The sequence below is a fragment of the Nocardia inohanensis NBRC 100128 genome, from assembly GCF_001612945.1.
GTDB classification, from domain to species: Bacteria; Actinomycetota; Actinomycetes; order Mycobacteriales; family Mycobacteriaceae; genus Nocardia; species Nocardia inohanensis.
On the sequence record NZ_BDBK01000015.1, the window covers coordinates 141,725 to 166,627 of the forward strand.

A 24,903-nucleotide genomic window follows, 5' to 3' on the forward strand; every position below is an offset into this window, starting at 1 on the left:
CGGTGCGATCGGCGTCGCGCGCGTCCTACGCGGAGGCCGATCGCGGGTGCGGACGGGTGTGCACCACCTCGTCGACATCCGCGGGCAGGGCGTGCGAGCTGAAGAAGCGCAGCGCCAGGTTCACCGCGTCCTGTTCGCTGTGCACCCCCGAGATGGCCATGGTCCGCCGCAGCGCGTCGTCATCGAGATAGATACGAGTGATTGCCATTTCGGCCACCTCCGCCATGTCCATCGGATACAGAAAGCATGACGGATTACCGGGGCGTGGATAACCGGAATGGAAAGAGCCCTGAGCTTATCTGCCCAGGGCCCTTACGTTCCGGAGTAAATCAGGCGAGCATGCCCGCCAGCCGCGAGTTGATCAGCGACTCGGCCTCGGAGACCATGCGCGAGATCAGTTCGGCGCAGGTCGGGATGTCGTTGATCAGGCCCTGGACCTGACCGGCCGACCAGATACCGGCATCCAGATCGCCCTCTTCGAACACGCGGCGGCCGCGCGCACCGGCGACCAGATCGCGCACATCCTCGAATTTGCCGCCGGCCTTCTCGATTTCGACGACCTTGCGGCTGATCTCGTTATCGGCCACGCGCGCGGTGTTGTGCATGGTGCGGAAGATCAGCTGGGTGGCGCGCTCGGAATTGGCGACGATCTGTTCCTTCACCGTCTGGTGAATGGCCGATTCCTGGGTGCACATGAAGCGGGTGCCCATGTTCACGCCGTCCGCGCCCAGCGCCAGCGCCGCGACCAGGCCGCGCGCGTCGGCGATACCGCCGGAGGCGATGACCGGGATCTCCAGCGCCGCGGTGGCGGCCGGGATCAGGATCAGGCCGGGGACGTCGTCCTCGCCCGGGTGCCCGGCGCATTCGAAGCCGTCGATGGAGACGCCGTCGACGCCGATCTTCTGGGCCTTGAGCGCGTGCCGGACGCTGGTGCACTTGTGCAGCACCTTGATCCCGGCCTCCTTGTAGTACGGGAGGAAGGGCTCGGGGTTGCTGCCCGCGGTCTCGACGATCTTGATGCCGGAGTCGATGATCGCCTTGGCGTACTCCTGGTACGGCGGCGGGTTGATCGACGGCAGGATGGTGACGTTCACGCCGATCGGCTTGTCGGTGAGCGCGCGCGCCTTGTCGATCTCGCGGCGCAGATCGTCGGGGGTGGGCTGGGTGAGCGCGGTGATGATGCCCAGGCCGCCGGCCTCGGAGACCGCCGCGGCGAGCTCGGCGCGGCCGACCCACATCATGCCGCCCTGCACGATCGGGTGCTCGACCCCGAAGGTCTCGGTGAACTTGGTACGCAGCATTGGCGCTTCCTCTCCCTGCCTCTCGCGAACTGGCTTGATACTCGCATAGTTGCATATGGGCCGACAACCCTCATGTGAGTCCGGCTTTGCAGCCGCAGTGACTCCTGACCTGCTGGTCTGGGGATAACTCGAAGGCTGCTCCCCGTGCTCCTAGGTCGTCTTCCCTACTCTGACCTGCTGAATGAATGAGTGAGAATCTCGGAGCGAAACCTTCTCTGTAACCCTTGTCACGCCAAGAAGTTAGCGAGTATTCTCGCGATCGATCACTATCGATCCCTTGGGAGGACACAGATGACCGCCGGTTTCCAACCGCTCGACGAGCCGATTCGGTCGCGGCGCAATCACTGGGTCAACCAAGTCGCCACGCACGCGGCCATGCGCCCGGACCAGGTCGCCTTCCGTTTCCAGGGCGTCGACACCACCTGGAAGCAGCTGCACGAGCGTTCGGAGAAGTTCGCCGACGCGCTGTCCCGCCGAGGGGTCGGGTTCGGCGATCGGGTGCTCATCCTGGCGCTCAACTACACCGAGTACATCGAGGCCGTCATGGGCATCAATGCCCTCGGCGCGATCGCGGTGCCGGTGAACTTCCGACTCACCCCGCCCGAGGTGGCCTACATCGTCTCCGACTCCGGCGGCAAGGCCATCGTCACCGACAGCGTGCTGAAGCCGCTGGCGGCCGGGGTGGCGGCGCAGGCCCCCGGACTGGACACCATCGTGGTGATCAACGGCGAAACCGGCGACGGCGTCCTCGGATACGACGACTTCATCGCCGAGGCCGGCGAACCCCATGCGCCGCTGGACATTCCCGAAGACACCCCGTGCCTGATCATGTACACCTCCGGCACCACCGGCAGCCCCAAGGGTGCGGTGCTGTCCTACGCGAACATGAACGCGCAGGCGCTGACCTGCATCCGGGCGCTCGAGGTCACCCCGGATTCGGTCGGCTTCTGCACCTCCCCGCTGTTCCACATCGCCGGATTGGGCAGTCTCACACCGTATTTCCTGCTCGGCGGCAAGACCGTGCTGCATCCGCTGGGCGCGTTCGACGCCACCGGGTTCCTCGATGCCGTCGAAGCCGAGCAGGCCACCACGGCCTTCTGCGTGCCCGCGCAGTGGCAGCTCATCTGCGACGAGCCGACCGTGAAGGAGCGCAAGCTGGCGCTGCGCGGATTGTCCTGGGGTGCGGCCCCGGCCTCGGACACGGTGCTGAGGGCGATGGCGGAGTGTTTCCCCGAGGCATCCAATGTGGCGGTGTTCGGGCAGACCGAAATGTCGCCCATCACCTGCGTGCTCGAAGGCAAGGACGCGCTGCGCAAGCTCGGCTCGGTCGGCAAGCCGATCCCGACCATTCAGGTGCGGATCGTCGACGACGAGATGAACGATGTCGCGCCGGGCGAGGTCGGTGAGATCGTGTACCGGGGACCGACCATGATGTCGGGCTACTGGAACAAGCCGGAGGCGACGGCGGAAGCCTTCGCGGGCGGCTGGTTCCACTCCGGTGACCTGGTCCGGCAGGACGAAGAGGGCTTCGTCTACGTGGTGGACCGCAAGAAGGACATGATCATCTCCGGCGGCGAGAACATCTACTGCGCCGAGGTCGAGAACGTGCTCTTCGCGCACCCCAAGATCCACGAGGCCGCGGTTATCGCACGGCCGCACGAGAAATGGGGTGAGGTCCCGGTCGCGGTGGTCGCCCTGGTCGACGGCGCCGACCTGACCCTGGAAGAGCTCGAGCCGTTCCTCAACGAATCCCTGGCGCGCTACAAGCACCCCAAGGATCTCGTCATCGTCTCCGAACTGCCCCGCAATCCCAGCGGCAAGGTCGTGAAATTCGAACTGCGCAAACAGTATTCAGCTTGAGCGCAGCACGGTACGGATCCGGTTGCCCGGATCCACCCGAGCGCGGAGCTCGGCCAGCCGGGTGTGATTGCCGCCGTAATAGCGGGACAACGGATCGCCGGGCTCCAGGTAGTTGACGTACGCCCCCACCGAATCGGACCCCATCGCGGCATGGGCGTCGGCGATGAACTCCACCGCGGCGTCGTGCGGAATCGGTTCGTAGGCGCCCCATTCCACCATCGCGGCGTGCGCGCGCCACGGGAAGGCGGTGGCGGTGGGGGACAGGTCGCGGACCGCGCCGTCGAGGGTATTGACCTGCACCCAGCCGGTACCGCCCACGCTGGAGAACCGCGTGAGGGCCGCCAGCACCCGGTCGATGACATCCGGTGTGAGGGCGGCGACGATATCGGAGCCGTTGGTGAAGGCGCAGCGTGGCGGATCGACGGTCCCGCCCGCGAGATACATGACGGTGTCCAGATGGCCGAGCGTGCGGGCGTCGGTCTCGGCGGGGGCCACGCCGATCGCCTCGACGAGATCGGCGGTGACGGCCTCGCCGGTGCCCGCCGGGCACACCAGCTGCATCCAGCAGGTCAGGCCGCCCGCGCCGTCGGCGTCCACGCTGACATTGGCCCACCGGTCGCGCTCGGCGCCGCGCAGCCACTCCTGCCAGCCCGCGATGACCCGGTCCGCCTGCTCGCCCGGGAAGGCCAGGCGCACCACATCTTTCGGCGTCGCCGGGATGGTGTCGAAGGTCAGCGAGGTGACGATCCCGAACAGCGAGCCGCCGCCGCGCAACGCCCAGAACAGGTCGGGGCGGGAGCTGGCCGATACCTCGGTGACGGTGCCGTCGGGCAGCACCAGGGTGGCGGCGGTGAGCCGATCGCAGGTCAGGCCGTAGGCGCGGGACTCGACGCCGAGTCCGCCGCCCAGGGTGAGACCCGCGAGGCCGACACCCGGACACGAGCCGCTGGGCAGGCTCCGCCCGGAGCGGTCGAGCTCCCGGTACACCTCGTGCAGGGTGTGCCCCGGCCCGATGACGGCGCGCTCGCCCTCGACGCGCACGCCGCGCAGCCGCCGGACGTCGATGATCAGCGTTCCGGCCGCCGTGGAGAGTCCGGCATAGGAGTGCCCGCCCGCGCGCGCCGCCACCTCGAGATCGTGCTCGGCCGCGAAACGGAGGGCGGTGGCCACATCCCCGGCATCGGCGACCTGCACCACGGCCGCCGGCCGGTCGTCGTCGAAGCGAGTGTTGAAGACCTGCTTGGCCATCGGGTAGTCCCAATTGCCGGGCAGCAGCGCCCGGCCGCGCAGCTTGACCCGCAGCTCACTCCACTCCGGATCGGCGCCGCCGCCGGAACCGGAACCCGAGGCGTTGCCCGCGGATCCCGCGCCGGGCACCGCCCCGGACGCCGTGATGCGGCTGATTCCGGCGAAACCCACGGCGGCGGAGGCGATTCCGAGTGCGCCGCGGAGAAAGAGGCTGCGCGGGAAATGGGCTTTCATATTGCGATCATGCTGTACGAGTCCGGCATTCATGAAACCTGTTGCAAGGGTGTCGGGGTGGCGATCGCTAGATCATGTCCTTGGCGGTCAGCCAGCGCATGATCGGCCAGCCGCAGAAGACCGGCAGCCAGCAGGTCAGCACCCGGTAGAGCAGCACCGAGGGGACCGCGATCCCCGGCGGCACGCCGAAGGCCGCCAGACCACCGATCAGGGCCGCTTCGACGGCGCCCACGCCGCCGGGGGTGGGCGCGGCCGACGCCAGCGTGCCACCGATCATGGTGACGATGGTGACGGTCACGAAAGTCGTACTGCCGCCGAAGGCTTCGATACTCGCCCACAATGCCAAGGCCATGCCGAGCGTGGTGGTGGCACAGCCGCCCACGATCATGGCCAGCCGCCAGGGCCGCCGGCCCAGATCCTTCAGCTGGTCCAGCACCTCAGCCAGCTGCGGCCGTACCTCGGTGAGCAGCCAGCGCCGCACCTTGGGGATGAACATGGTCGCGCCCAGCAGACCCAGCAGCGCGCCCGCCACCAGGTAGAGCACGGTCGCGTTCGGCACGAAATGCGACAGGTCCGTCGAAACCCCGGCCGCCACACTGAAGAACAGCAACAGCACCAGGTGCGTGACCACCTGCACGGTCTGTTGCAGCGCCACCGCCGCCGTCGCCCGTACCGCGCCCAGGCCGCCCTTCTGCAAGAAGCGCACGCTCAGCGCCAGACCGCCCACACCCGCCGGGGTGGTGGTGGCCGCGAAGGTATTGGCGATCTGCATGAGCAGCAGGTTGCGGTACTTCACCGCTTCGGAAGCGCACGCCCACAACGCCATCGCCGCGCCGACATAGGTGAGCGCTGAGACGGTCAGGCCCAGCAGCGCCCACCACCAGTTGATATTGCGCAGCTCGGAGGTGAAGGTCGGGACCGCGCTGATGTACGGGTACGCCACGTAGACCAGGCCGATCAGCAGCACCAGCTGGATGATCTGATTGCGCGAGAACCGGGTGATCTGCGCGGCCTCGATCTTGTCCTGCCCGGTCTGATGCGCCACCTCGTCGCGGGTGGCCTTCATGACCTCGCCCGCGTCCGGCACCGCCTTGCGCACATGAGCGGGCATGGCGGTCTTGGTGAGTCGCCGGGAGGCATCGAGCACCAGGTCCTTGCCCAGCACCTCGAGCGCGTTGCGGACCGCCGTCTCCGGGCCGAACAGGGCCGCCGCCGACAGCAGCAGCTGCGCGATATCGGAGTCGAAACGCGCCTGGTAGGCACCGAACTCCGATTGCACGAAGCCGCCGAACAGCACGGTGTCGTCGTCCAGGACCCGGATCTCCTCGGCCCGCAGATCGCCGTGCGAGATCTGCGCCTGATGCATGGTGTGCAGCGCCTGCCACACCTTGGTGAGCGTCTTCTCCCCGTCGCTCGCCGCCAGCGGACTGCCCTGGGGGACGGTGTGCGCGTACAGCATCCAGCCGCGGTCCAGGGCGGCGACGGTGAGCGGTTTGTGGCTGGCCAAGCCCAGATCGGCGACGGCGAACCCCATCAGCGCGCGATGCTCCACGGCCCGCCGCATGGACGCGAACGCCGCCGGATACTCGCCCTTGCGGATGGTCAGCCAGCGCCGGAATTGCAGCAGCACACCCCGGCTGCGCTGATTCGCGCCGTACATCTCGATGATCAGCTCATCGCCCCGGCCGCCGTTCTGCTCGGCCGTGGCGGTGCGGGCCGCGCCGCCGCCGGCCGGTCCGGACGCACCGGCGGCTTGCGGGCTGTCCGGCGCGGCAATGAATTTCGAGGTCATCCCCGGTTCCGGCGTGGCGGCCAATTCGGGGGCGGGGGTGGTCGTCGCCGAAATCACCAGCGGCCCACGGGCGGAGGGCCGCAGCACCTTGAAGGCGGTCACCCGGAAGCCGCGCTGCGCCAGCACCCGCACCGCCGCGTCGAGCGGGACCTCGAGCGCGGGCGTGCCCACCACCAGCACGATCACCGCGCCCACGAACCAGCCGACCGCCAGCCCGAGCATGGCCCGCGACGGCACCACCAGCGACACCACCAGGTGGATCGGCACGAAGGCCAGCAGCAGCGTCCACCACCAGCGCCGCCAGCGCGCGGGCAGCCACGGGCTGGCGACCGTGAGCACGGCGGTGAGCATGGCGATCCAGCGCGGATCGTCCAGGAACTGCGACAGGAAGGTGTTGACCTGCTGCGGTTCCGACAGATGCCAGCGCGGCGCGTTGAATCCGGTGCCGGTGATGGAGAACAGCACCACCGCGATCAGCCCGGCGGAGAGGAAGCCGCCCAGCAGTTTCCACTGCCGCCGCCAGACCAGCCGGGCCAGAATCGTGAACGGCAGCGCCAGAATCGCGATGCCGTACACGATGTAGACCAGGTTCGACTGTTCCGGGGTCAGGAATCCCACGATCTCGGAGACCGACTTCTCCAGGTTCTCCCACTGCGAACGCGTGACCAGCGAACCCACGATGACCACAGCCACCAGTAGGGCGGACAGTGCGACACGCAGAATGTCGCTGGTCCGCCGGATCCGCGGCTGCAACAAACTGCCGGAGACGGGAATCTCCCGTCCGTCGACTCGCATGTCCTATAGGCGCTTTCGGATCGTGGGAACGGCTGCGGTCCCATGGTCGGCTGGGGTGAGCGTCGCGCGGGCGGCGAGAACCCCGCAACCCGGCACGCGGGTAACCGTAACCCGTGGCAGGCCCGCATACGGATGTGCCCGGCTCACAGACCGGTACGGCGTGTCTGTTTCCGCTGCCGGTCCGATGATTCGGCGGTCCGCCGGCGCGCGTGCCAGGATCGGCCGGTGCGGGATGTGCGAGTGTGTTTCGTCGGGGAATCGTATGTGGCCGGGGTCGGTGATCCCCGCGGAATGGGCTGGGCGGGCCGGTTGGCGGCCCGGGCCGAGGCGGCCGGGCAGCCGCTGGTGCACTACAACCTCGGCATCAAACGCGAGGACAGCAACGAGTTGCGGGCGCGCTGGGCGTCCGAATGCGCGCGGCGGCTGCCGGCGGGCGCGGACTGCCGGGTGGTGGTCTCCACCGGAGCCAACGACACCCAGTTCGAGAACGGCCGTCGCCGAGTCGATCTGGCGACCTCGCTGGCCAATCTGACCGAGATTCTCGACACGGCCCGCGCCCGCGGCTGGAGGACGCTGGTCGTCTCGCCGCCGCCGAATGTCGACGAGGAGCACAATTCCCGGCTGATCGAACTCGGCGACGGTTACGCCCAGGTGTGTGAGCGCGCGGGCGTCCCCTTCGTCCGCGTGCACGAAACCCTGCGCGCCAGCCCGACCTGGATGGCGGATGTGCGGGCCGGCGACGGGTATCACCCGGGTGCGGACGGCTACGCGGAGTTCGCCGAACTGGTGGCCCCGCAGTGGCTGGGGTGGCTGGCCGAAACGGGGTCAGGGATCGCGGCGCTGGGCTGAATGCTTGCCGGTGTCGGGGCCCAGCCAATGCTCGAGCATGGGCGCGATCTGCGGCGCGCGTTTCCTGGCGATGCCCGAACCCGCCAGCACCCCCATGGCGATGGCCAGCACCGTGAGCACCGTGGTGACCAGTACGTGCAGGCCGTTCGGGTCGGACTCGGTGATCAGCTGCGACACCCCGGTCAGGCCGATGCCGCCGGGCACCAGCATCCAGAACGCGGGCAGGAACGCCACCTGCGTCGGCGGCGCATTGTGATTGCGCTGCACCAGGTATGCGGCCGGCACCGCCACCAGCCCGCCCAGGAAGGAACCCAGCAGGCCGCCGCCGAGCAGGGTGCCGAGCTTCTGCGCGGTGAAGGCCGCGTACAGCACCACCAGCAGCCAGGGCAGTGATTTCGGGGGTGCGCTGGACCGCCAGGAATGCCCGAGGCCGATCAGCAGCACCCCGAGATACGGTGCCCACCAGCCCAATTGGTGTTCGATCACGGGTGCGTCGACCCGCTCGGGCCCGAGCAGCTGCACGCCGATGAGAACGCCGAAGGCCAGCAGCGTCAGCTTGTTCATGCCGTAGATGGTGCGGCTCGCGCCCGCCACCATCGATCCGGTGGCGAGTTCGATGGAGCCGTTGGTGAGCATCGAGCCCGGCAGCAGTGCGGCCACGCCCGGCACCAGCAGCTGCGAGGGGTGCCCGCCACCGAGCGCATCGGGAAAACCGAAGGCCAGCAAGGTCACCACCGCACCCGCCACCACCGGCAGGCTCATGGAGAGCAGCGGCATCCGGTCGGCGGCCATGATCAGCAGCTGCACCACCAGGCCGATCACGATATAGCCGGGCACCGCGTTGGCGGCCGGGTTCAGCATCAGCCCCAGGCCGATGGTGAGCACCACATTGCCCAGCAGCATCAGCCACACCGGGGTGGGCGGCGGCGAGGCGAGGATCCGCGCCAGTCGTGCGGTGGCCCGGGTGGGCGGCGGCACCTCGCGTTTGATCTCGGAGATCAGCTGGTACAGCTCGGCGATCTGGTCCAGCCGCAGGCTGTCCCCGCCGGCCTCGAGCAGATCGACCGCGGAACCGCGCGAATCCTGTACGCGCACGAAGATTCCCGTGGGCAGCACGAAGAAGTGCACTTCCTCGGCGTCGTAGCGGCGCGCGAGATCATCGAGGATGGCCTGCACCTGATTGGTGGTCTCACCGGCGGAGAGCAGTGCCGCGCCCACATAGCGCAGCAGATTCAGCAGGTCCGCGGAGACGGGCGGCTCCTCGGGTTCGGGCGCTTCGTCGGCGGAGGTTTCGATCGGTGCGGTGCTGACCCGGCGCAGCCAGCGATCCATCGATCCGGCGGCCCTGCGGGTGGCCCCGTACAGCCGCCCGGTCAGCGGGCGCGGGGCGGCGGCCCGGCGATGCTGCGGGAGATGCGGCTTCGAATTGTCGGTATCCACCTGCCTCCTCGATGGCACCGCGCGCAGGCGGCCGGGACGCCCGATCAGCTAATCATTGGCAACACAATGCACACTAGCGCGGACCCGCAATCCGGCTGCGGAACCGGCCACCGATGAATTTTTCACGGTCGTTCGGTCTGCACCCCCGAACCCACTCGGTCATGCTGGACCGGGACCGATCGAAGGAGAAACCATGGGCAAGATCGTTGTCGCCGAATTCGTTTCCGCCGACGGCATCATCGAGAACCCGGCCTGGACCGTGCCGTTCTGGAGCGATGACATCGCCGCCTACAAGAGCGCGGAAATGGACGACACCGATGCCCTGCTGCTGGGCCGCGTCACCTACGAGGGCTTCGCCGCCGCCTGGCCGAACCACCCCGAAGAGGGCGCCTACAAGGACAAGATGAACAGCATGCCCAAGCATGTGGCCACCGCTCAGCCCGAACTGGAGTGGAACGCGAGCCGCATCGAGGGCGACCTGGCCGAAACCATCGGCAAGCTCAAGGCCGAGCAGAACCTGCTCGTCTTCGGCAGCGGCCGGCTGGTCGACTTCCTGCGCGCCAACGGCCTCGTCGACGAATACCGCCTGGTCGTCTACCCCGTCCTGCTCGGCCAGGGCCAGCGCCTGTTCAACGCCGTCGACGCCGAAGCCACCATGGAACTGGCCGAATCCAAGACCCTCGACAACGGCGTCATCCTCGCCACCTACCGCGTCACCTCCCCGACCGTCACCCGTCCCAGCTTCGGCTGACCCGGCCATGGCATCCCGGCTGGTGCGGCCGGGGGTATGCCTACCGGTTGCCATCTTCTTAATCTGAGTGACATGGATATCGACACGCGACTGCTGCGCTTTTTTCTGGCAGTCGCGGAAACCGAACACCTGCCGCGAGCGGCACAGCGGCTACATGTAGCGCAACCCACCCTCGCCACGCAGATCAAGCAGCTGGAACAGCAGTTGGGGGTGGAGCTGTTCATCCGGTCGCGCGCCGGATGGACGCTGACGGCATCGGGCAAGGTGCTGGCCGATGAGGTGCCGGCGCTGCTGGCTTCGTGGGATCGAATCCTGCGCGACACCAAGAGCGATGCCAGCCGGGCCGCGCGGGTGCTGCGGCTGGGCTGCGTGAACAGCGCCGCCGACGGCTACATTCCGGAGATCATCCAGGTGTTTCACCGCTTGCATCCGGATTGGCAGATCGATATCCATCAGGGCGGCTGGACCGATCCCACCGCGGGCCTCGACGAGGGCGATGTGGATGTGGCGCTGCTCAGACTTCCGTTCCCGGGCCAGCAGCAGTATCACGTCCGGGAACTGTTCACCGAACCGCGCTGGATCGCGCTGCCGGACAATCATTTTCTCGCCGAACGCGAGGACATCGCCTTCCGCGAACTGTGGGACGAACCGTACGTCGCCTCGCCCGCCGAGACCGGATGGTGGCGCGACTATTGGATGGGCCTGGATTCGCGGCCCGCCGACACCGCCATCATCGGGGCCATCGCCCGCAATACCGAGGAATGGTTGCGCGCCATCGCCAATGGCTACGGCGTCAGCTTCACCCCCGCCTCCACCGCCGCCACCTACGCCCATCCCGGCGTGGTGTTCCGGCCGGTGCACGGCATCGGACCGACCCGGGTGGCCATCGTGTGGCCGGACGCCTCGGAAGCGGATCCCGTTGTGCGCTACTTCATCAGGTGCTGCACCGACATCATGGGCCACTCGGCCGGGGACGGCCGTCGCACCTCCTAGCCGGGGGGGGGGATATGCGTCTCGAGCCGTGGCCGCGAGCCCGATGCCGCCGGACCCGTCCAGCTGCGATCATTTCGGTATGGGCGACCAGCACCAGCACTGGCAGCAGACCTACCGCAGCCATCCCGGGATCTACGGGAGCGAACCATCGGAGACGGCGGTGTATGCCGGGCGGCTGTTCCGGGACCGCGGCGTGCGGGAGGTGCTGGAGCTCGGCGCGGGGCACGGGCGCGACTCGATCCACCTGGCCCGTCAGGGATTTCACGTGCGCGCCACCGACTTCAGCGCCGTCGCCCTCGAACAGCTGCGGGCCGATGCGGAGCACGCCGGGCTCGCCGACCGGGTGGATGCCTTCGAACACGATGCGCGCCATCCCATTCCGCTGCGCTACGACAGCGTGGACGCGGTGTACGCGCACCTGCTGCTGTGCATGAATCTCAGCACCCGCGAAATCCTGGACTTGGTGGGGGAGATCCGGCGGGTGCTGCGGCCGGGCGGAGTGTTCGTCTACACCGTCCGCAATACCGAGGACGCCCAGTACGGAACCGGGCGGGCCTTCGGCGACGACATCTACGAGCAGGACGGCTTCGCGGTGCATTTCTTCTCCCGCGAACTGGTCAACACCCTCGCGCAGGGCTGGGAACTGCGCGAGGTGCGGAGCTGCGAGGAGGGCGAACCGCCCCGCCGGCTGTGGCGGGTCACCCAGTCGCTGCGTTAGGGGCGCTGGTTCTCCAGCAGCGCCATGGCGGCATTGTGGCCGCCGATACCGCTGACCCCGCCGCCGCGGACCGCCCCCGCACCGCACAGCAGGATATTGGCGTGGGCGGTCGCGACGCCCCAGCGCTCGGCCGCGCTGCCGGCCTGCTGCTCGCGGAAGGGAAAACTCAAGTCCGCGTGGAAGATATGGCCGCCGGGCAGGCCGACCTCCTGCTCCAGCTCGACGGGGGTGCGGGCTTCCAGACAGGGGGCGCCGTGTTCGTCGACGGCCAGGCAGTCGCGGATCGGCTCGGCCAGGACCGAATCCAGCTGGGCGAGAGTGGCATCCACCAGACGGTTCTTCACAGCCTGTGGATCAGTTGTGAAAAGGCGTGCGGGGGTGTGCAATCCGAACAGGGTGAGGGTGTGCATCCCGCGTGCGATCAGGTCCGGGGCGAGGATGGACGGGTCGGTCAGGGTGTGGCAGTAGATCTCCGAAGGCGGGGCCGACGGGATGGTCCCGGCCGCGGCTTCCCGGTAGGCGCGCTCCAGCTGGGTCGCGGATTCGGCGATGTGGAAGGTGCCGGCGAAGGCGGTGCGCGGATCGACGCCGGCATCCCGCAGGCGGGGGAGGCGATGCAACAGCATATTGATCTTCAGCTGTGCGCCTTCGGGTTTCGGCGCCTGCTCGCCCAGGAGCCGGGCCAGCTCGTACGGGGCCGCGTTCACGAGGACGTGAGCGGCGGCCACCGCTCCGCTGTCGAACCGGACTTCGGCTGTGCGGCCGTCGGTTTCGATGCCGGTGACCGCACGACCGGTCACGATCTCCGCACCGGCGGCGCGGGCGGCGTCGGCGAGCGCGCCGGTCAGCGCGCCCATGCCGCCGACGGGCACATCCCAGTCGCCGGTGCCGCCGCCGATCACGTGATAGAGGAAGCAGCGGTTCTGTAGCAGCGACGGATCGTGGGCATGGGTGAAGGTGCCGATGAGCGCGTCGGTGAGGACAACGCCGCGCACGGTGTCGTCGGCGAAGGTCGCGTCGACGTATTCACCCAGCGGCCGCTCGACCAGCGCGTCCCAGGCCACGGAATCGTCCACGCGCGAGCGCATTTCGGCGCGCGTCGGCAGGGGCTCGGTGAGCGTCGGGAACACCCGCTGCGCCAATCGTCCCGTCATCGCGTAGAACCGTTGCCACGCCGCGTAATCCCGCTCCGACCCGGTGACCCGGGCGAAGCTCTCCCGGGTCGCCGCCTCGGACCCGTTGTCCACCAGCAGCCCGCCGTCACCCACCGGCGTATACGACGAGATCCGCCGCTTACGGGTCTCGAACCGCAGCCCGAGATCCCGCACGATCGAATCCGGCAGCAGGCTCACCAGATACGAGTACCGCGACAGCCGCGCGTCGATCCCGTCGAACACCCGCTCCGAGACCGCCGCGCCCCCGGTGTGGTCGCGCGCCTCCAATACGAGTACCGACCGCCCGGCTCGCGCCAGATAAGCCGCCGCCACCAGCCCGTTGTGGCCGCCGCCCACCACAACCACGTCGTACCGCGCCCGACCCGGCGCTCCCGAACTCCGCTCTGCGCTCATACGCCGACCCTATGCGCGCAGCACCCCTGGATCAGCGTGCGGCCATGTCCAGAGCGGCGAGGTGGCTGAAGAGGACGGATGCCCCGATCGGGTTGCCGCCGCCGGGATAGGTGGTCCCGCTGACCGCCGCCATGGTGTTGCCCGCGGCGTAGAGGCCCGGGATCGGCGTGCCCGATGCGTCCAGCACGCGGGCGGCGCTATCGGTGCGCAGACCACCCTTGGTGCCGAGGTCGGAGATGCCGAAGGCGGCGGCGTGGAAGGGCGCCTTCAGGATCGGAGTGAGCGGGGGTTCGCCATTGGAGAAGGCGCGGTCGTACGCCTCGTCACCACGACCGAAATCGGGGTCGACGCCCTCGGCGGCATGCTTGTTGAAGCGGGCCACGGTGGCGGCCAGCGCGTCGGCGGGGACACCGATCTTCGCGGCGAGCTCCTCGAGGGTGTCGGCGGTGTGCCAGAGGCCCGCGTCCACGTACCTCTCGGTCTCCACGACCGGGACATTGGCGGCCTTGACCGGCGGCACCGTGCCCTCGGTGTCGTCGTAGATCATCCAGTACGGCAGGCTCACCGACCCGTCCTCCATACCGGCGATGACATCGCGGCCGAGCCGGTCGTACGGGGCGGATTCGTTCACGAACCGCACCCCCGACTGATTCACGAAGATGCCGCCGGTGAACCACAGCGCGAACGCCGCCCGCCCGTCCGGGTGCATCATGCCGGGCGACCACCAAGCCTGATCCATCAGATCGGTATCCGCGCCGACCGCGAGCGCCGCCTCCAGGGCTTTGCCCACATTCCCCCACGGCCCCATGGTGTCTCGCGCGACACCGGGCACGCCGTAGCGGGCGCGCAGTTCGTCGTTGCCCTCGAAACCGCCCGCCGCCAACAGCACTCCCTTGCGGGCGCGCACGGCGATCCGCTGCCCGTCCTGCTCCACGATCGCGCCGACCACCGCGCCGTCCTCGGTCACCAGCTCGACCAGCGGGGTGTTCAATCGCACGGAAGCATTGGGGTACTTGCCCATTGCCAGCAGGAACCGGCCCACCAGCGCCCGCCCGCCGATGAGCAGATCCGGCTGCGGTTCGCCCAGCCGATCGGTGCCCAGCGGTCCGCGCACCGATTCGCTCAGCTCACCCAGCTTGCCGGGGCGCAGCGGCTTGGGCACGATATGCCGCTTCCCGTCCAGCCGCGCCTTCGGCGCCTTACCGAAATAATCCGGCCACGGGAACATCTGGAACGCCAGATCCTGGTCCTGCTCCAGGTATTCGATCACCTTCGCGCCCTTGCGGATGAAGGTCTCCTGGAGCTCGGCCGGCGTGCGATCACCGACCACGGCCCGGAAATACTCCAGCGCGTCCTCGGCCGTATCGTCCACGCCCTCCCGTTGCAGCACCGGATTGGCCGGGAACCACATGCCGCCGCCATTGGAGTACGAGGTGGTGCCGCCGAACTTGTCGGTCGCCTCCACCAGCAGCACCGTCAAACCCTCCCGGGCCGCCGTGTACGCCCCGGCCATGCCGCCGCCGGAGCCGGCCACCAGCACATCGACTTCTTCGTTCCAGTCCGTCACCGCAACTCCCTGAATAGTCCGCCCCGCCCGACGCTAAGGGCGGTGCGGGCGGGGATGCATTCGGTGTCCCGGTGGGCAGGAACGCGGACGCGATCAGGCCGGCCAGGGCACGAGCACCAGTTTGCCGCGTACCCGGCCGGATTCGCTGCGCCGGTGCGCCTCGGCTACCTCGGCCATCGAGAAGACGTGTGCGACGGCGGGGCGCAGGCGGCCGGAGTCGGCGAGAGCGGAGATCTCGCGCAGGTCCGCACCGGACGGGGCGACATAGTGGCGGTGATAGCGCGGGTCGTCGAGAGCCGCCTCGCCCTGCGCGTCGATGAGGCGGCCGTCCGGGCGCAGTACCGTGAGCGAGCGGGGGGTGTAATCGCTGCCGACGAGGTCGAACACCACATCCACGTCGGTGAGTACGGTGTCGAAAGCCGTAGTCGTGTAATCGATTACCTCGTCCGCACCCAGCTCGGCGACGAAGTCGTGATTGACGGCGCGGGCGGTCGCGATGACATACGCGCCGCGCTCCTTGGCGACCTGCACGGCCAGATGCCCGACCCCGCCCGCCGCGGCATGAATCAGAATCCGTTGGCCCGCTCGCAGATCGGTCAAGGCCTGCCAGGCGGTGAGTGCGGCGGAGGGCAGGGCGGCCGCGTGTGCGTGATTCAAGGCGGCGGGCTTGGGAGCCAGGTAATTCGCCGGCACCACAACGTATTCCGCGTACGCGCCGGACCGCCCCAGCACCATGCCGTACACCTCGTCGCCCACCGCGAACCCGGTGACTTCCGGTCCGAGCTCCGAAACCACCCCGGACACATCGAATCCCAGGGTGAACGGCGGCGGGCCCAATTTGTCGATGAGCCCCGCCCGCAGTTTCCAGTCCGCCGCGTTCACCGAAGTGGCGGCCACGCGCACGAGCACCTCGCCCGCGGCCGGGGTGGGGGCCGGCAGCTCCACGGTCTCGAGTACCTCCGGTCCGCCGACGCGGTGCTGACTGATCGCTTTCATGGTTTCGATCCTGCGCCGCGTAGTATCCAATGGGAAGAAGGCACTATTTAGATCCCGAGGTACCTGATGGATACCGTCTTCGACGTGGCGAAATCACCGAATCTGGTGGAAAGCTATCTCCAGCGCTGCCCCGCGCGGGACACCCTGGCCGTGCTCGCCGACAAGTGGGTGATGCTGGTGCTGGGGGTATTGCGCGCCGATGGCGGGCCCGTGCGGTTCAACGAATTACGCCGGCGTCTGGACGGCATCACCCAGAAGATGCTCACCCGCACACTGCGCGATCTGGAACGCAACGGGCTGGTGCGGCGCGCCGTCTACCCGACGGTGCCGCCGCGCGTCGAATACTCGCTCACCGCCATGGGGGAGGAGCTCGGGCAGATCACGCACGCCATGGGGCAGTGGGCGCTGCGGAATGCCGATGAAATCAGCTCTGCCCGAACCGAATTCGACGAACGGCAAGCCGCCGAACCGGTACCGGTCAGTTCCGGATCGCGATGAGGGCGGCCTGCGGGGTGCGCTCATCGGGCCGCGCGATCCGGGTGAATCGCGACTGCACCTGGAAACCGTTGTCGCCCAATACTTCCGCCAGCGCATCCGCGGACCAGCGGTAGGACGGGGCGACCTTGTGGTCGTACTCCTGCACGCTGTGCGGTTCGTCGGCGCCCTGGAACGCCAGCAGCAGCGGAGCGCCCGAACGCATCACCCGCCCGAACTCGCCGAGTACGGCGGGAATTCGCGCGGGCGGGGTATGGATGATCGAGTACCAGGCCACCAGGCCGGCCAGCGCATCGGACGCGATCGGCAGCTCCTCGATCGCGCCGACCTCGAAGCTGAGATCCGGGTACTGCGCACGCGCCAGCCGGATCATCTCGGGTGAGATATCCACGCCGAAGACCTTGCGGCCCAAGCTATTAAGGTAGGCGGTGATCCGGCCCGGACCACAGCCCACCTCGGCGACCGGCCCGTCGCCCGCGATCAGCTCCGCGAAAATGCCGAGCAGCGCGCGATCGTACGGATTGTCCTGCAACAGCCCCCGGACCAGGTCCGTGTAGAGCTGGGCCACCTCGTCGTAGGCCGCCCGGGTGATCCGCACATCCTCGATCTCGCTCACGCCCCGACTCTAGGCGGGCGCGGGCGCGCGGACCGGACGCGGGTCAGATGCTGCTGGTGGAGCCGGTCGACGGGGTGCGCAAACCCTGATCGACGCCGTCCAGCCACACCCGCAGCACGGTGCCGGGCCGCATCCGGGTGCGCAGCGGCCACAGCGCGAACTCGACGTAGTAGCGGAAATCGCGGAACAGCACCGGTAGTCGCATACCGTGCCGCCAATGCGGATTCCCGCTGTCGGGCCGCAGCCAGCCGTTGGCGAGCATCAACTCGGTGACGCGCGGCGGCAGATCCTTGCCCGCGGCGGCATCCAAACGCACCCGCACGCCCTCCACATCGCGGTCGATACGCGCCGAACCATCCAGATCGGTGTCCACGCTCACATGCCCGCCCGGCTCCAATTCGCCCGCGATCGCGGCCAATTCGTCGAAGAACTGCTGCCATTCGCGCTGGCCCGCCCGGCGCGCGGTGTGCTGCTGCTCGGGAATCAGCCGCCGCGCCCGCTCCGCCGGATTCACCAGATACAACTCGACCGTGTCCGGCCCCGCCACCAACCCGAACGCCAGTCGCCGTGTCGTCCACACCGGTCCGTGCGCCTGCCACAGCGTGCCGTGGACCGGCGCACCGAACTCCTCCCGCAAACCCTCCGTCGCGCGGGTGTGCGCCGCCGTCAACTGCTCCCGCACCTCGACCGGCAACCCATCCTCGTACAACGCGGATTCGATACTGTCGCTGAGCGTTACGCACACCGCCTCGAGCCGGTCGCCATCGAAACAGAACCGCGCCCGCGCCCCATCGACCCGCACCTCGGTCACCGCCCGCACGATTCGATCCCGCGGCCACGCACTCGTCGCCGTCCCGGCGCGCCCCGATTCGGAACTCGTGCCGCGCTGTCCCGTACCCGCTCCGCCGCGGGTGAACCCCGAACCTTCGTTCGCCGCCCTCGTTACCCCACCGGCGCGCGGGTCGTTCATGCCGTCGCGGCCTCGCAGACCCGCCGCGGCGGTGAGTCGGCCGGTGACGCGATCCGCCGCCGCGCGCGGTGCGCCCTCCCAGCGCCAACCGGCGAGCTCCGCGAAACGGTCGACGTCCTCGCGCGTCCAGGTCCAGTCGAAAGTACGGGCGGCGCGAGCTATCTCGATGCCGGCGGGGATATCCACGCGCAGCGGGCCGGCGTCGAACATGGAGATGGCGTACTGGCGCAGGAACTCGGCGCGCTGGGTGCGCGAGGTGGGGTGGGCGGGGACGCCCAGCGGCTCGATATCGAGGTCCTCGCCGCCCTCCACCCAGGCGTCCACCACCAGATCGGTGGCGGCGGCCACGCCCAGCGAGCGCAGGGCCTCCACCGAGCGGAGCGCGAAATTGCTGATCGCGGCGGTGCCGGAAGCGCGCGCGAGGCTGCGCCACCAGTTCGCGTCCGGGGCGGGGGTCCAGCCGTGCGCGCGCAGCACCCGCTCCACCTCTTCGCCGTAGCGCCAAGTGGGGTCCACGAATTCGCTGCGGCTCAGCTCGGCCTGGAAGGCGGTTTCGTCCACCGCGAACTGGACGTACCGACTGCCCGGCGCGGTCACCACCACGCGTGCGTCCTCCGGGGCCCGCTCCAGGAAGGCGGCGAGGTCCTCGGCGAACCGGCCCCAGCCGCCGAGCGCGGCGCGCCGCCGGACCGCCTCGTGGCGGCGCTCCATCCAGTACCGCTGTTCGATCGGGTTGAGCAGGAGCAGGTCGACCGTTCCGGCGGCCTCGGTCAAGCCCACTATCAGGTTCGAGAAGTTCCACGACACACCGTCATCGGGGCCCGCGCCCGGTTCCGGATCGCCGTACAGCTCGGTGAACCGATCCCGCACGCGGTCCAGCGCGGCGGTCAGGTGCTCCGCGCGGGCGAAGGCGTCGCGGGCCGGACCATCGGAAATGGTCACGCGCACATACCGCAGGCCGTACCCGCTACCCCAGAACATGGCCGAGTCGAACCACACCCCGAGCCCGGTGCGGGCGAATACCGGCCCGCGCCGCATGGTGCCGACCGGTTCGGGTTTTCCCCAGCCCGCGCGCCGCGCGAATTCGCGCACGTTATCCGGTCCCCAAGACCATTTGAAGTCCCGTGCGGCCGTAACGATCTCGACCGCTCCCGCAATGTCAGCCCGTACCGCGAAACCCACCTGGCGACCCTAAACCCCGGCCACCCGTGCGGTCGATGGGTACCGTCGATCCGCGGGCCGCGGTGCGAGAACCCGGTCATTCGACAGAGGCGATGCGGGACCGGCCGCCCGTAGCGTCGCAAATATGACTGCGACACTTGGTGACCTGGACGTTCATCCCTTCGACCGGACCGCGGTGGTGGCGCTGGCGCGCTCCGTCGCCGGCGCGAGCGTGGTGGGTATCGGAGAGTCGACCCGGTTCTCCCGCGAGACCTTCGAAGCCCGGGACCGGTTGTTCCGGGAACTGGTCGGTATGCACGGCTTTCGGGCGCTGGCGGTGCAGGACAGCGCCGATACCGCCGCACGGCTCGACGACTATGTACGCACCGGCGCGGGCACAGCGGCCGAAGCCCTCGAAAATGCCTGGCGGCCTTTGCGAACAGCGGAAATGGCGGCGGCACTGGACTGGATCCGGGATTTCAATCGGGCCCGGCCCGGCGATCGGGTCCGGATCATCGGGGTGAAACCGGCACAGGCCCAGCCCGCGGATTACGACTCCGTGCTCGCCGCGGTCACGGCACACGCACCCGAACTGGCCGAGCGGGTGCGTGCCCCACTGGCGGTGATTCGCACCGCGCACACCGTGGACGAGCACGTGCAGCAGGCGCAGGGCAGCCACCCCGGCGGATCCTTCGCGGCACGCGCCCGCGAAGTCGAAGCGCTGTTGCGGTCGGCGGCAGGGCTTCCCGAGACGGTGCTCGAACGCCTGCGGTTGATCGTGGACTTCCATGAACGGAGCGTCGCCGGGCAGGGCAACTTCCTGGCCGACGAAACGGCCTGGGCGCGGACGATGCTCGCCGACCATCGCCGAAATGGTTCGCCAATCGTTTACTGGGATGGCCTCGCTCACACTTCGGCGACACCGACCGGATACGGGGCCGCCCTGCCCGCGGACACGGCACCCAGTGCGGGCAGCGTGCTGCGCCGGGAACTGGGGCAGGGGTACGCGTCGATCGCCGTCACCTTCCACCACGGCGATCTCGGAATCCACCGGGTTCCGGCTCCGCAGACCGGTCTTGTCGACGCCGACCTGGGCGAATTCCCGCTACCCGCACTCTGGCTGGACCTGCGCCAACGGTCCCGGCCGACTCCGGAACCGGCCCGCCTGCGTGTCATCAGCGGCATCTACGACCCGGCCCACGATGCCGCCGCACAACTTACGGTGCCCTCGCTACCCGCCGCCTTCGATGCCGTCATCCATTTCCAGGAAGTCTCGCCGGTGCATTGGCTGCCCTGAGCAGCACCGATATCCGACCCCCGAAAGCAGTGGTGGTTAACACGTAGCAAAACTCTCGACCCGAACGATACGGATGCTGAGTGAGCGCGACAGCGGCTTCCAGCCGAGGTCGCGCCCTCACGTGTCAGTCCGGTTCGGGGACCGGATCCGTTGTGCAGGCGGTCGCGCGCGACCGCTCGGACGAAAGGATCGATAGCGATGAGATCGGCTCCCGACAGACCGAATTCGACCCGATCAAACCGCGGCAGGTTCCGCCGGACGGTGCTGCTGGTGGCCTTGACGCTGCTGGCGCCCCTGGTGAGCATCCTCGGCGCGCCCACCGCCTCGGCCGCGTTCAATCCGGCCGCCTTCGACTTCTGGGTCGACTCACCGGTCATGGGCCCCATCAAGACTCGGATCCTGCGCGCCGCCGACGGCAATACCAACCGCGTGGTCTACGCGCTGGACGGAATGCGCGCCCGCGAAGACCTCAACGGCTGGGAAATCGAAACCGATATCGCCGAAACCCTCGCGAGCTGGAACATCAATGTGGTGATGCCGGTCGGCGGCCAATCCAGCTTCTACGCCGACTGGAACGCGCCCAGCTCGTTCTTCGGCATCCCACCCGGAACCGGTTCGGCCAACACCGGATCCGGCGCCACCGACGCCTTCTCCGGCGGCCCCGGCAAGAGCTACCGATACGACTGGGAGACCTTCCTCAACCGCGATCTGCGCTGGGCACTGCGAGATCGCCTGGGCTTCAACCCGAATCGCAACGGCGTGTTCGGTCTCTCCATGGGCGGCAGCGCCGCGCTCACCCTGGCCGCCTACCATCCTGACCAGTTCAGTTTCGCGGGCTCCTTCTCCGGCTACCTGAACAACTCCGCACCCGGCATGCGAGAAGCCATCCGGCTGGCCATGATCGACGCCGGCGGCTACAACGTCGACTCCATGGCCCCGCCCTGGGGACCGCAATGGCTGCACATGGACCCCTTCGTCTTCGCACCCAACCTGGTCGCCAACAACACCCGGCTCTACATCGCCGCCGCCAGCGGCCGGCCCACCGCCCTGGACGGCCCGAACATGGGCACCGTCAACGGCATGGCCCTGGAAGCGCTCGCCCTCGCCAACACGCGGGCCTTCCAAGTGCGCCTCGCCACCCTCGGAGGTGGTAATGCCGCCTGGTCATTCCCCGAATACGGAATACACGCCTGGAACAACTGGCAGGACGAGGCCCACCGGATGATCCCCGACCTCTCCGCCAATATCGGTTAGCCGGTCACCCACCGGCAGCGGGCCGGCCGGGTGCCGAGGCATCCGGCCGGCCCGAGATCTAAGCGAGGAGCAGATCATGAATTGGCGAATCTGGCAGGTACGTATCGCCGTCACCGCCATGCTCATCGCCATGCCGCTATCGGTCATGGACGCGGTGCTCGGCGGCTGGACCGGCGCCCACCACCCCCCACCCGATCCGGCCGCACTGCTGCGGCTGAGCGCGATGCCGGTGCTGGCCAACCCCTTCTGGTGGCTCGGCTTCGGCTTCACCATCTGCGATCCGCTGCTGCCGCGCCGCTCCGCCGCCGCCTGGTACCTCGTCACGCCCGCCGGCGCGCTGCTCGCCTTCGGAATCGCCTGGTGCTCGGCCGATCTCGGACTGCACGGCCCGATCGCCTGGACCGCCGGCGCCCTGATCGCCTTCGCCTGCCTGCTGGTGCAATCCTGGATCGTCGTCGACATGCCCGAAACCTCCACTCGCGCAGTCACTCCCGTGCACAACCGCCCCGACCTGTACGTCACCGGTACAGCGCGAATCATCCCGTTCGGCCGCCCGGCGCCCCTGCGCCTGGTGCGCGCCTACGAAGCCTGACAGCCGACCCGCTCGTTATGTCGGCGCGCGTACACAACGGACGTCGCCGCGCGAACAGAACATTCGGCGGATAGACCGAACAATTGCCTCCAACAGCCCAAAGCACCTGAGAGGCAACCAAATGGCGACCCACGGCTCGAAACTCAAAACCCTGCTCACCACCGCGACCCTCGCCCTGGCCGCCACCGGCGCGCTCACCCTCACGGTGACCCCCGCCCTCGCCGATACCTCGCCCGGCACCGCCGCCACCCCGGTCCCCGCCCGCACCCAAGGCTGGCTGAAGATCTACACCGGCACCGCACCCACCGGCATCAACGCGGTCCAGCTGAAAGTGATCAACGACCCCAAAGTCGGCCCACGCGTGGCGGACAGCGGCGGCCGCTCCCTCTACCGCTTCGACAAGGACACCGCCAACCCCTCGGTCTCCAACTGCAACGGCGACTGCGCCACCACCTGGCCGCCCCTGCTCGTCGCCCGCGGCCAAGCCCTCTACCTCGACGGAATCAACCCCGCCGAAACAAGTTTCATCGAACGCGCCGACGGCTCCTGCCAAATCACCATCGGCGGCCGGCCCATCTACTACTTCTCCAAAGACCGGAACCCCGGCGACCTCAACGGCCAAGGCGTCGGCGGCACCTGGTTCGCCGTAGCCCCCACCGGCGCGAAAGCCCAAGCCGCATAACCCAGTCCGGGCCGCATGCCCCGCCATTCGCGCGGCATGCGGAACTCCCCACGGACTACTTGGTCGCGGAACCGGTGGTCAGCGACTTCAGGATCGCCGCCAGGTTCTTCGAAACCAGGTCGGCCGAACCCGCCGAAGAACCGGTGGCCGGGGCCGGCGCCGGATCGGCCGCATTGGCGACACCGGTGGCACCGAAAATCAAACCGGTAGCGACAGCAGCCACACCCAGCACACGCATCTTGCTCATTTGGAACTCCTCATCAACTGAACGACCGACTAGTTCTGTCGTTCGCTGAATGAATATCACGAACCCATTTCCCAGCAACACTGTTGCAAACATCACATCAGAAACGCTGTACAGGCCCAACCCACCCGCACCCGAGAATTAACCTCCGAGTCACCGCGAATTACTTCGACATGGCGTCTCGGAGTCGTGAACCGAAATCCCCTGCGCGACATAGTTGTGCGTATCGGCAATTACGACATCTACGAGATCCTGCTCGCCGAGTTCGGAGATCTCCACAATTCGGTCCCAGAAAACGTCGCTGGTCGCGAGGCTGGTCAACGCACTGTCCTGGAGTGCCGTCGCGATCTTCAGCAGGCGACCGCGACTGGGAGACCCCTCCCACATCGCTGAGCCACGGAAGTTCGAGCCGATCATCGCCTGAAAGTCGCGGTGCGCGATACCTTTTGCCGCCAGCACTGTTCGTACCCGGCCCCAAATCTCTTTCGGAATGGTGTCGACGTTGGTGTTGCACCTGATGTCGGCGAGGTGGACCAGCGCAACTTCGGCCGCAAGACCGCGAGCGCCGTGTACCCCGACATCGCGCAGGAAGGTCGTTTGATTGGCGGCACCGTCGATGGTGAGCTGCCAGCAGTCGCGATAGCCGGCCTTGCCGAACCGCTTGACTCGGCCCCGCACATTCAGCCGGAGCAGTAGTTGGAGCAACCCGTCGATGAGACGCCGACTGGTCGAGGCGTAGTAGACCCGAGCCTGCTGCCCCTTCGTATCCCATCGAACAGATCCGTCCGTTGCCCAGAGATGCCTGACGAAAAGCGCGACTTGGCCATTGGACAGAGCGAAGATCTGGTCAGGGATGAACTTGTCGTAGCTGCGCAGGCCGAACAATCCCAGCTCGTCGAGCCAAGCCGCGATCGGGTTGCGCTTCCCATGGGTGAGCCGATACGGGGCGGGAAGTCTGAGTGTCGTGACGCGGGCCGCCGGATACTCGTCGCGTACCCCGGTAACCCCGAAATGGGCCGCAGCCCTGGTAACCGCAGCGAGGTTCGCCTCGTCGATGCTGGCGTACCGGATCGGTTGCCGTTTGACGCAGGACCCGTCTCCGATCATGTGAGCCAGCAGGATCACCTCGGCGTCGGGCACGCGATCGGTATGTAAGGGAGATGGCACCTTGCGCGGCGTAGCTACTCGAGCATCCGCTGCCAACAGCCGGATCGGCACCCAGCCCGCGACGGTTGAAAGGCATTGATCCCCAGTTGCTTCGACCTCACGGCCGGAGGCCAGCCGCACCCGAAAGACCTTTCGGCTTCCCACATTCAAAATCTTCTCAACCGGCTTGGGAACCAGTCGAAGCCGACCGTCCAGGGTCCAAACAGACGGTCGCTCCCCGCTTTCCAGCAGATCGCGAACGCAGACTTCACTTCCATTGTCGGCCCGCAGAATTCGAGGCGAAGGCACCCAAAAACTCTAGCCCACTGCAAGT

At 68.2% G+C, this 24,903-nt stretch carries 22 protein-coding genes; 10 read left to right on the forward strand and 12 right to left on the reverse strand.

Translation table 11 applies throughout. The annotated features are described in order from the left end of the window. Positions 1-25 precede the first annotated feature (25 nt). On the reverse strand, positions 26-208 hold the full coding sequence (locus tag NI1_RS27690) for a type II toxin-antitoxin system VapB family antitoxin (RefSeq protein WP_169815644.1): 183 nt from the start codon (positions 206-208) through the stop codon (positions 26-28). Between the two features lie 121 nt (positions 209-329). Then, positions 330-1,301 carry an NAD(P)H-dependent flavin oxidoreductase gene (locus tag NI1_RS27695; protein WP_174564529.1) on the reverse strand — a complete coding sequence of 324 codons (972 nt, stop codon included), beginning with the start codon at positions 1,299-1,301 and terminating at the stop codon, positions 330-332. A gap of 291 nt (positions 1,302-1,592) precedes the next feature. Between NI1_RS27695 and fadD5 the strand changes: the two genes are divergently transcribed. After that, positions 1,593-3,161 carry a fatty-acid--CoA ligase FadD5 gene (gene fadD5 / locus NI1_RS27700; RefSeq protein ID WP_067826271.1) on the forward strand — a complete coding sequence of 523 codons (1,569 nt, stop codon included), beginning with the start codon at positions 1,593-1,595 and terminating at the stop codon, positions 3,159-3,161. Here fadD5 and NI1_RS27705 read toward each other — a convergent pair. Together NI1_RS27705 and NI1_RS27710 are read right to left on the reverse strand one after the other, a co-directional pair. Then, positions 3,153-4,643 carry an FAD-binding oxidoreductase gene (locus NI1_RS27705; RefSeq protein ID WP_067826439.1) on the reverse strand — a complete coding sequence of 497 codons (1,491 nt, stop codon included), beginning with the start codon at positions 4,641-4,643 and terminating at the stop codon, positions 3,153-3,155. The genes fadD5 and NI1_RS27705 overlap by 9 nt on opposite strands. A gap of 67 nt (positions 4,644-4,710) precedes the next feature. Next, on the reverse strand, positions 4,711-7,230 hold the full coding sequence (locus NI1_RS27710; protein ID WP_245663428.1) for a lysylphosphatidylglycerol synthase transmembrane domain-containing protein: 2,520 nt from the start codon (positions 7,228-7,230) through the stop codon (positions 4,711-4,713). Between the two features lie 225 nt (positions 7,231-7,455). Here NI1_RS27710 and NI1_RS27715 point away from each other — a divergent pair, with 225 nt between their 5' ends. Continuing rightward, on the forward strand, positions 7,456-8,079 hold the full coding sequence (locus NI1_RS27715) for a DUF459 domain-containing protein (RefSeq protein ID WP_067826273.1): 624 nt from the start codon (positions 7,456-7,458) through the stop codon (positions 8,077-8,079). Here NI1_RS27715 and NI1_RS27720 read toward each other — a convergent pair. Beyond that, the gene (locus NI1_RS27720; protein WP_067826275.1) at positions 8,056-9,519 is read right to left on the reverse strand and encodes a threonine/serine exporter family protein; all 1,464 of its coding nucleotides are present in this window, start codon (positions 9,517-9,519) and stop codon (positions 8,056-8,058) included. The two genes, NI1_RS27715 and NI1_RS27720, sit on opposite strands and share 24 nt — an antisense overlap. A gap of 193 nt (positions 9,520-9,712) precedes the next feature. On the opposite strand from NI1_RS27720, the gene NI1_RS27725 reads away from it, so the two are divergent. From NI1_RS27725 to NI1_RS27735, 3 genes are all read left to right on the forward strand, one after another. Then, positions 9,713-10,270, forward strand: coding sequence for a dihydrofolate reductase family protein (locus NI1_RS27725; RefSeq protein WP_067826276.1), 558 nt, complete (start codon positions 9,713-9,715; stop codon positions 10,268-10,270). 72 nt (positions 10,271-10,342) lie between these two features. After that, positions 10,343-11,263, forward strand: a complete 921-nt coding sequence (locus NI1_RS27730; RefSeq protein WP_067826277.1) for a LysR family transcriptional regulator — start codon at positions 10,343-10,345, stop codon at positions 11,261-11,263. A gap of 79 nt (positions 11,264-11,342) precedes the next feature. Then, positions 11,343-11,981 (forward strand): class I SAM-dependent methyltransferase, encoded by a 639-nt coding sequence (locus tag NI1_RS27735; RefSeq protein ID WP_067826279.1) that lies wholly within the window; start codon positions 11,343-11,345, stop codon positions 11,979-11,981. On the opposite strand, the gene NI1_RS27740 is transcribed toward NI1_RS27735, so the two are convergent. From NI1_RS27740 to NI1_RS27750, 3 genes are all read right to left on the reverse strand, one after another. After that, positions 11,978-13,549, reverse strand: coding sequence for a phytoene desaturase family protein (locus NI1_RS27740; RefSeq protein ID WP_067826281.1), 1,572 nt, complete (start codon positions 13,547-13,549; stop codon positions 11,978-11,980). The two genes, NI1_RS27735 and NI1_RS27740, sit on opposite strands and share 4 nt — an antisense overlap. Before the next feature lie 31 nt (positions 13,550-13,580). Further along, positions 13,581-15,116 (reverse strand): FAD-binding protein, encoded by a 1,536-nt coding sequence (locus NI1_RS27745; RefSeq protein ID WP_067826283.1) that lies wholly within the window; start codon positions 15,114-15,116, stop codon positions 13,581-13,583. A gap of 93 nt (positions 15,117-15,209) precedes the next feature. Continuing rightward, a complete protein-coding gene (locus NI1_RS27750) occupies positions 15,210-16,112 on the reverse strand; it encodes an NADP-dependent oxidoreductase (protein WP_067826285.1) in 903 nt (300 codons plus the stop codon). 66 nt (positions 16,113-16,178) lie between these two features. Between NI1_RS27750 and NI1_RS27755 the strand changes: the two genes are divergently transcribed. Continuing rightward, entirely contained in the window at positions 16,179-16,610 is a 432-nt protein-coding gene (locus tag NI1_RS27755; protein WP_067826287.1) for a winged helix-turn-helix transcriptional regulator, read from the forward strand. Here NI1_RS27755 and NI1_RS27760 read toward each other — a convergent pair. Both NI1_RS27760 and NI1_RS27765 read right to left on the reverse strand, forming a co-directional pair. Further along, positions 16,591-17,223, reverse strand: a complete 633-nt coding sequence (locus tag NI1_RS27760) for a class I SAM-dependent methyltransferase (RefSeq protein WP_067826289.1) — start codon at positions 17,221-17,223, stop codon at positions 16,591-16,593. The two genes, NI1_RS27755 and NI1_RS27760, sit on opposite strands and share 20 nt — an antisense overlap. A 43-nt stretch (positions 17,224-17,266) precedes the next feature. Further along, entirely contained in the window at positions 17,267-19,375 is a 2,109-nt protein-coding gene (locus NI1_RS27765; RefSeq protein ID WP_157535372.1) for a DUF6301 family protein, read from the reverse strand. A gap of 124 nt (positions 19,376-19,499) precedes the next feature. Here NI1_RS27765 and NI1_RS27770 point away from each other — a divergent pair, with 124 nt between their 5' ends. From NI1_RS27770 to NI1_RS27785, 4 genes are all read left to right on the forward strand, one after another. Further along, positions 19,500-20,651 (forward strand): erythromycin esterase family protein, encoded by a 1,152-nt coding sequence (locus NI1_RS27770; protein ID WP_067826293.1) that lies wholly within the window; start codon positions 19,500-19,502, stop codon positions 20,649-20,651. A 198-nt stretch (positions 20,652-20,849) separates the two neighbouring features. After that, the gene (locus NI1_RS27775) at positions 20,850-21,905 is read left to right on the forward strand and encodes an alpha/beta hydrolase (protein WP_084523811.1); all 1,056 of its coding nucleotides are present in this window, start codon (positions 20,850-20,852) and stop codon (positions 21,903-21,905) included. A gap of 76 nt (positions 21,906-21,981) precedes the next feature. After that, positions 21,982-22,497: a hypothetical protein gene (locus tag NI1_RS27780; protein ID WP_067826295.1), complete on the forward strand. Its 516-nt coding sequence runs from the start codon at positions 21,982-21,984 to the stop codon at positions 22,495-22,497. A gap of 121 nt (positions 22,498-22,618) precedes the next feature. Further along, on the forward strand, positions 22,619-23,179 hold the full coding sequence (locus NI1_RS27785) for a hypothetical protein (protein WP_067826301.1): 561 nt from the start codon (positions 22,619-22,621) through the stop codon (positions 23,177-23,179). Between the two features lie 55 nt (positions 23,180-23,234). Here NI1_RS27785 and NI1_RS27790 read toward each other — a convergent pair whose 3' ends face one another. Further along, positions 23,235-23,426, reverse strand: a complete 192-nt coding sequence (locus tag NI1_RS27790) for a hypothetical protein (RefSeq protein ID WP_067826303.1) — start codon at positions 23,424-23,426, stop codon at positions 23,235-23,237. Positions 23,427-23,576: 150 nt separating this feature from the next. Further along, positions 23,577-24,878: an LAGLIDADG family homing endonuclease gene (locus NI1_RS27795; protein ID WP_084523812.1), complete on the reverse strand. Its 1,302-nt coding sequence runs from the start codon at positions 24,876-24,878 to the stop codon at positions 23,577-23,579. Positions 24,879-24,903 lie beyond the last annotated feature (25 nt).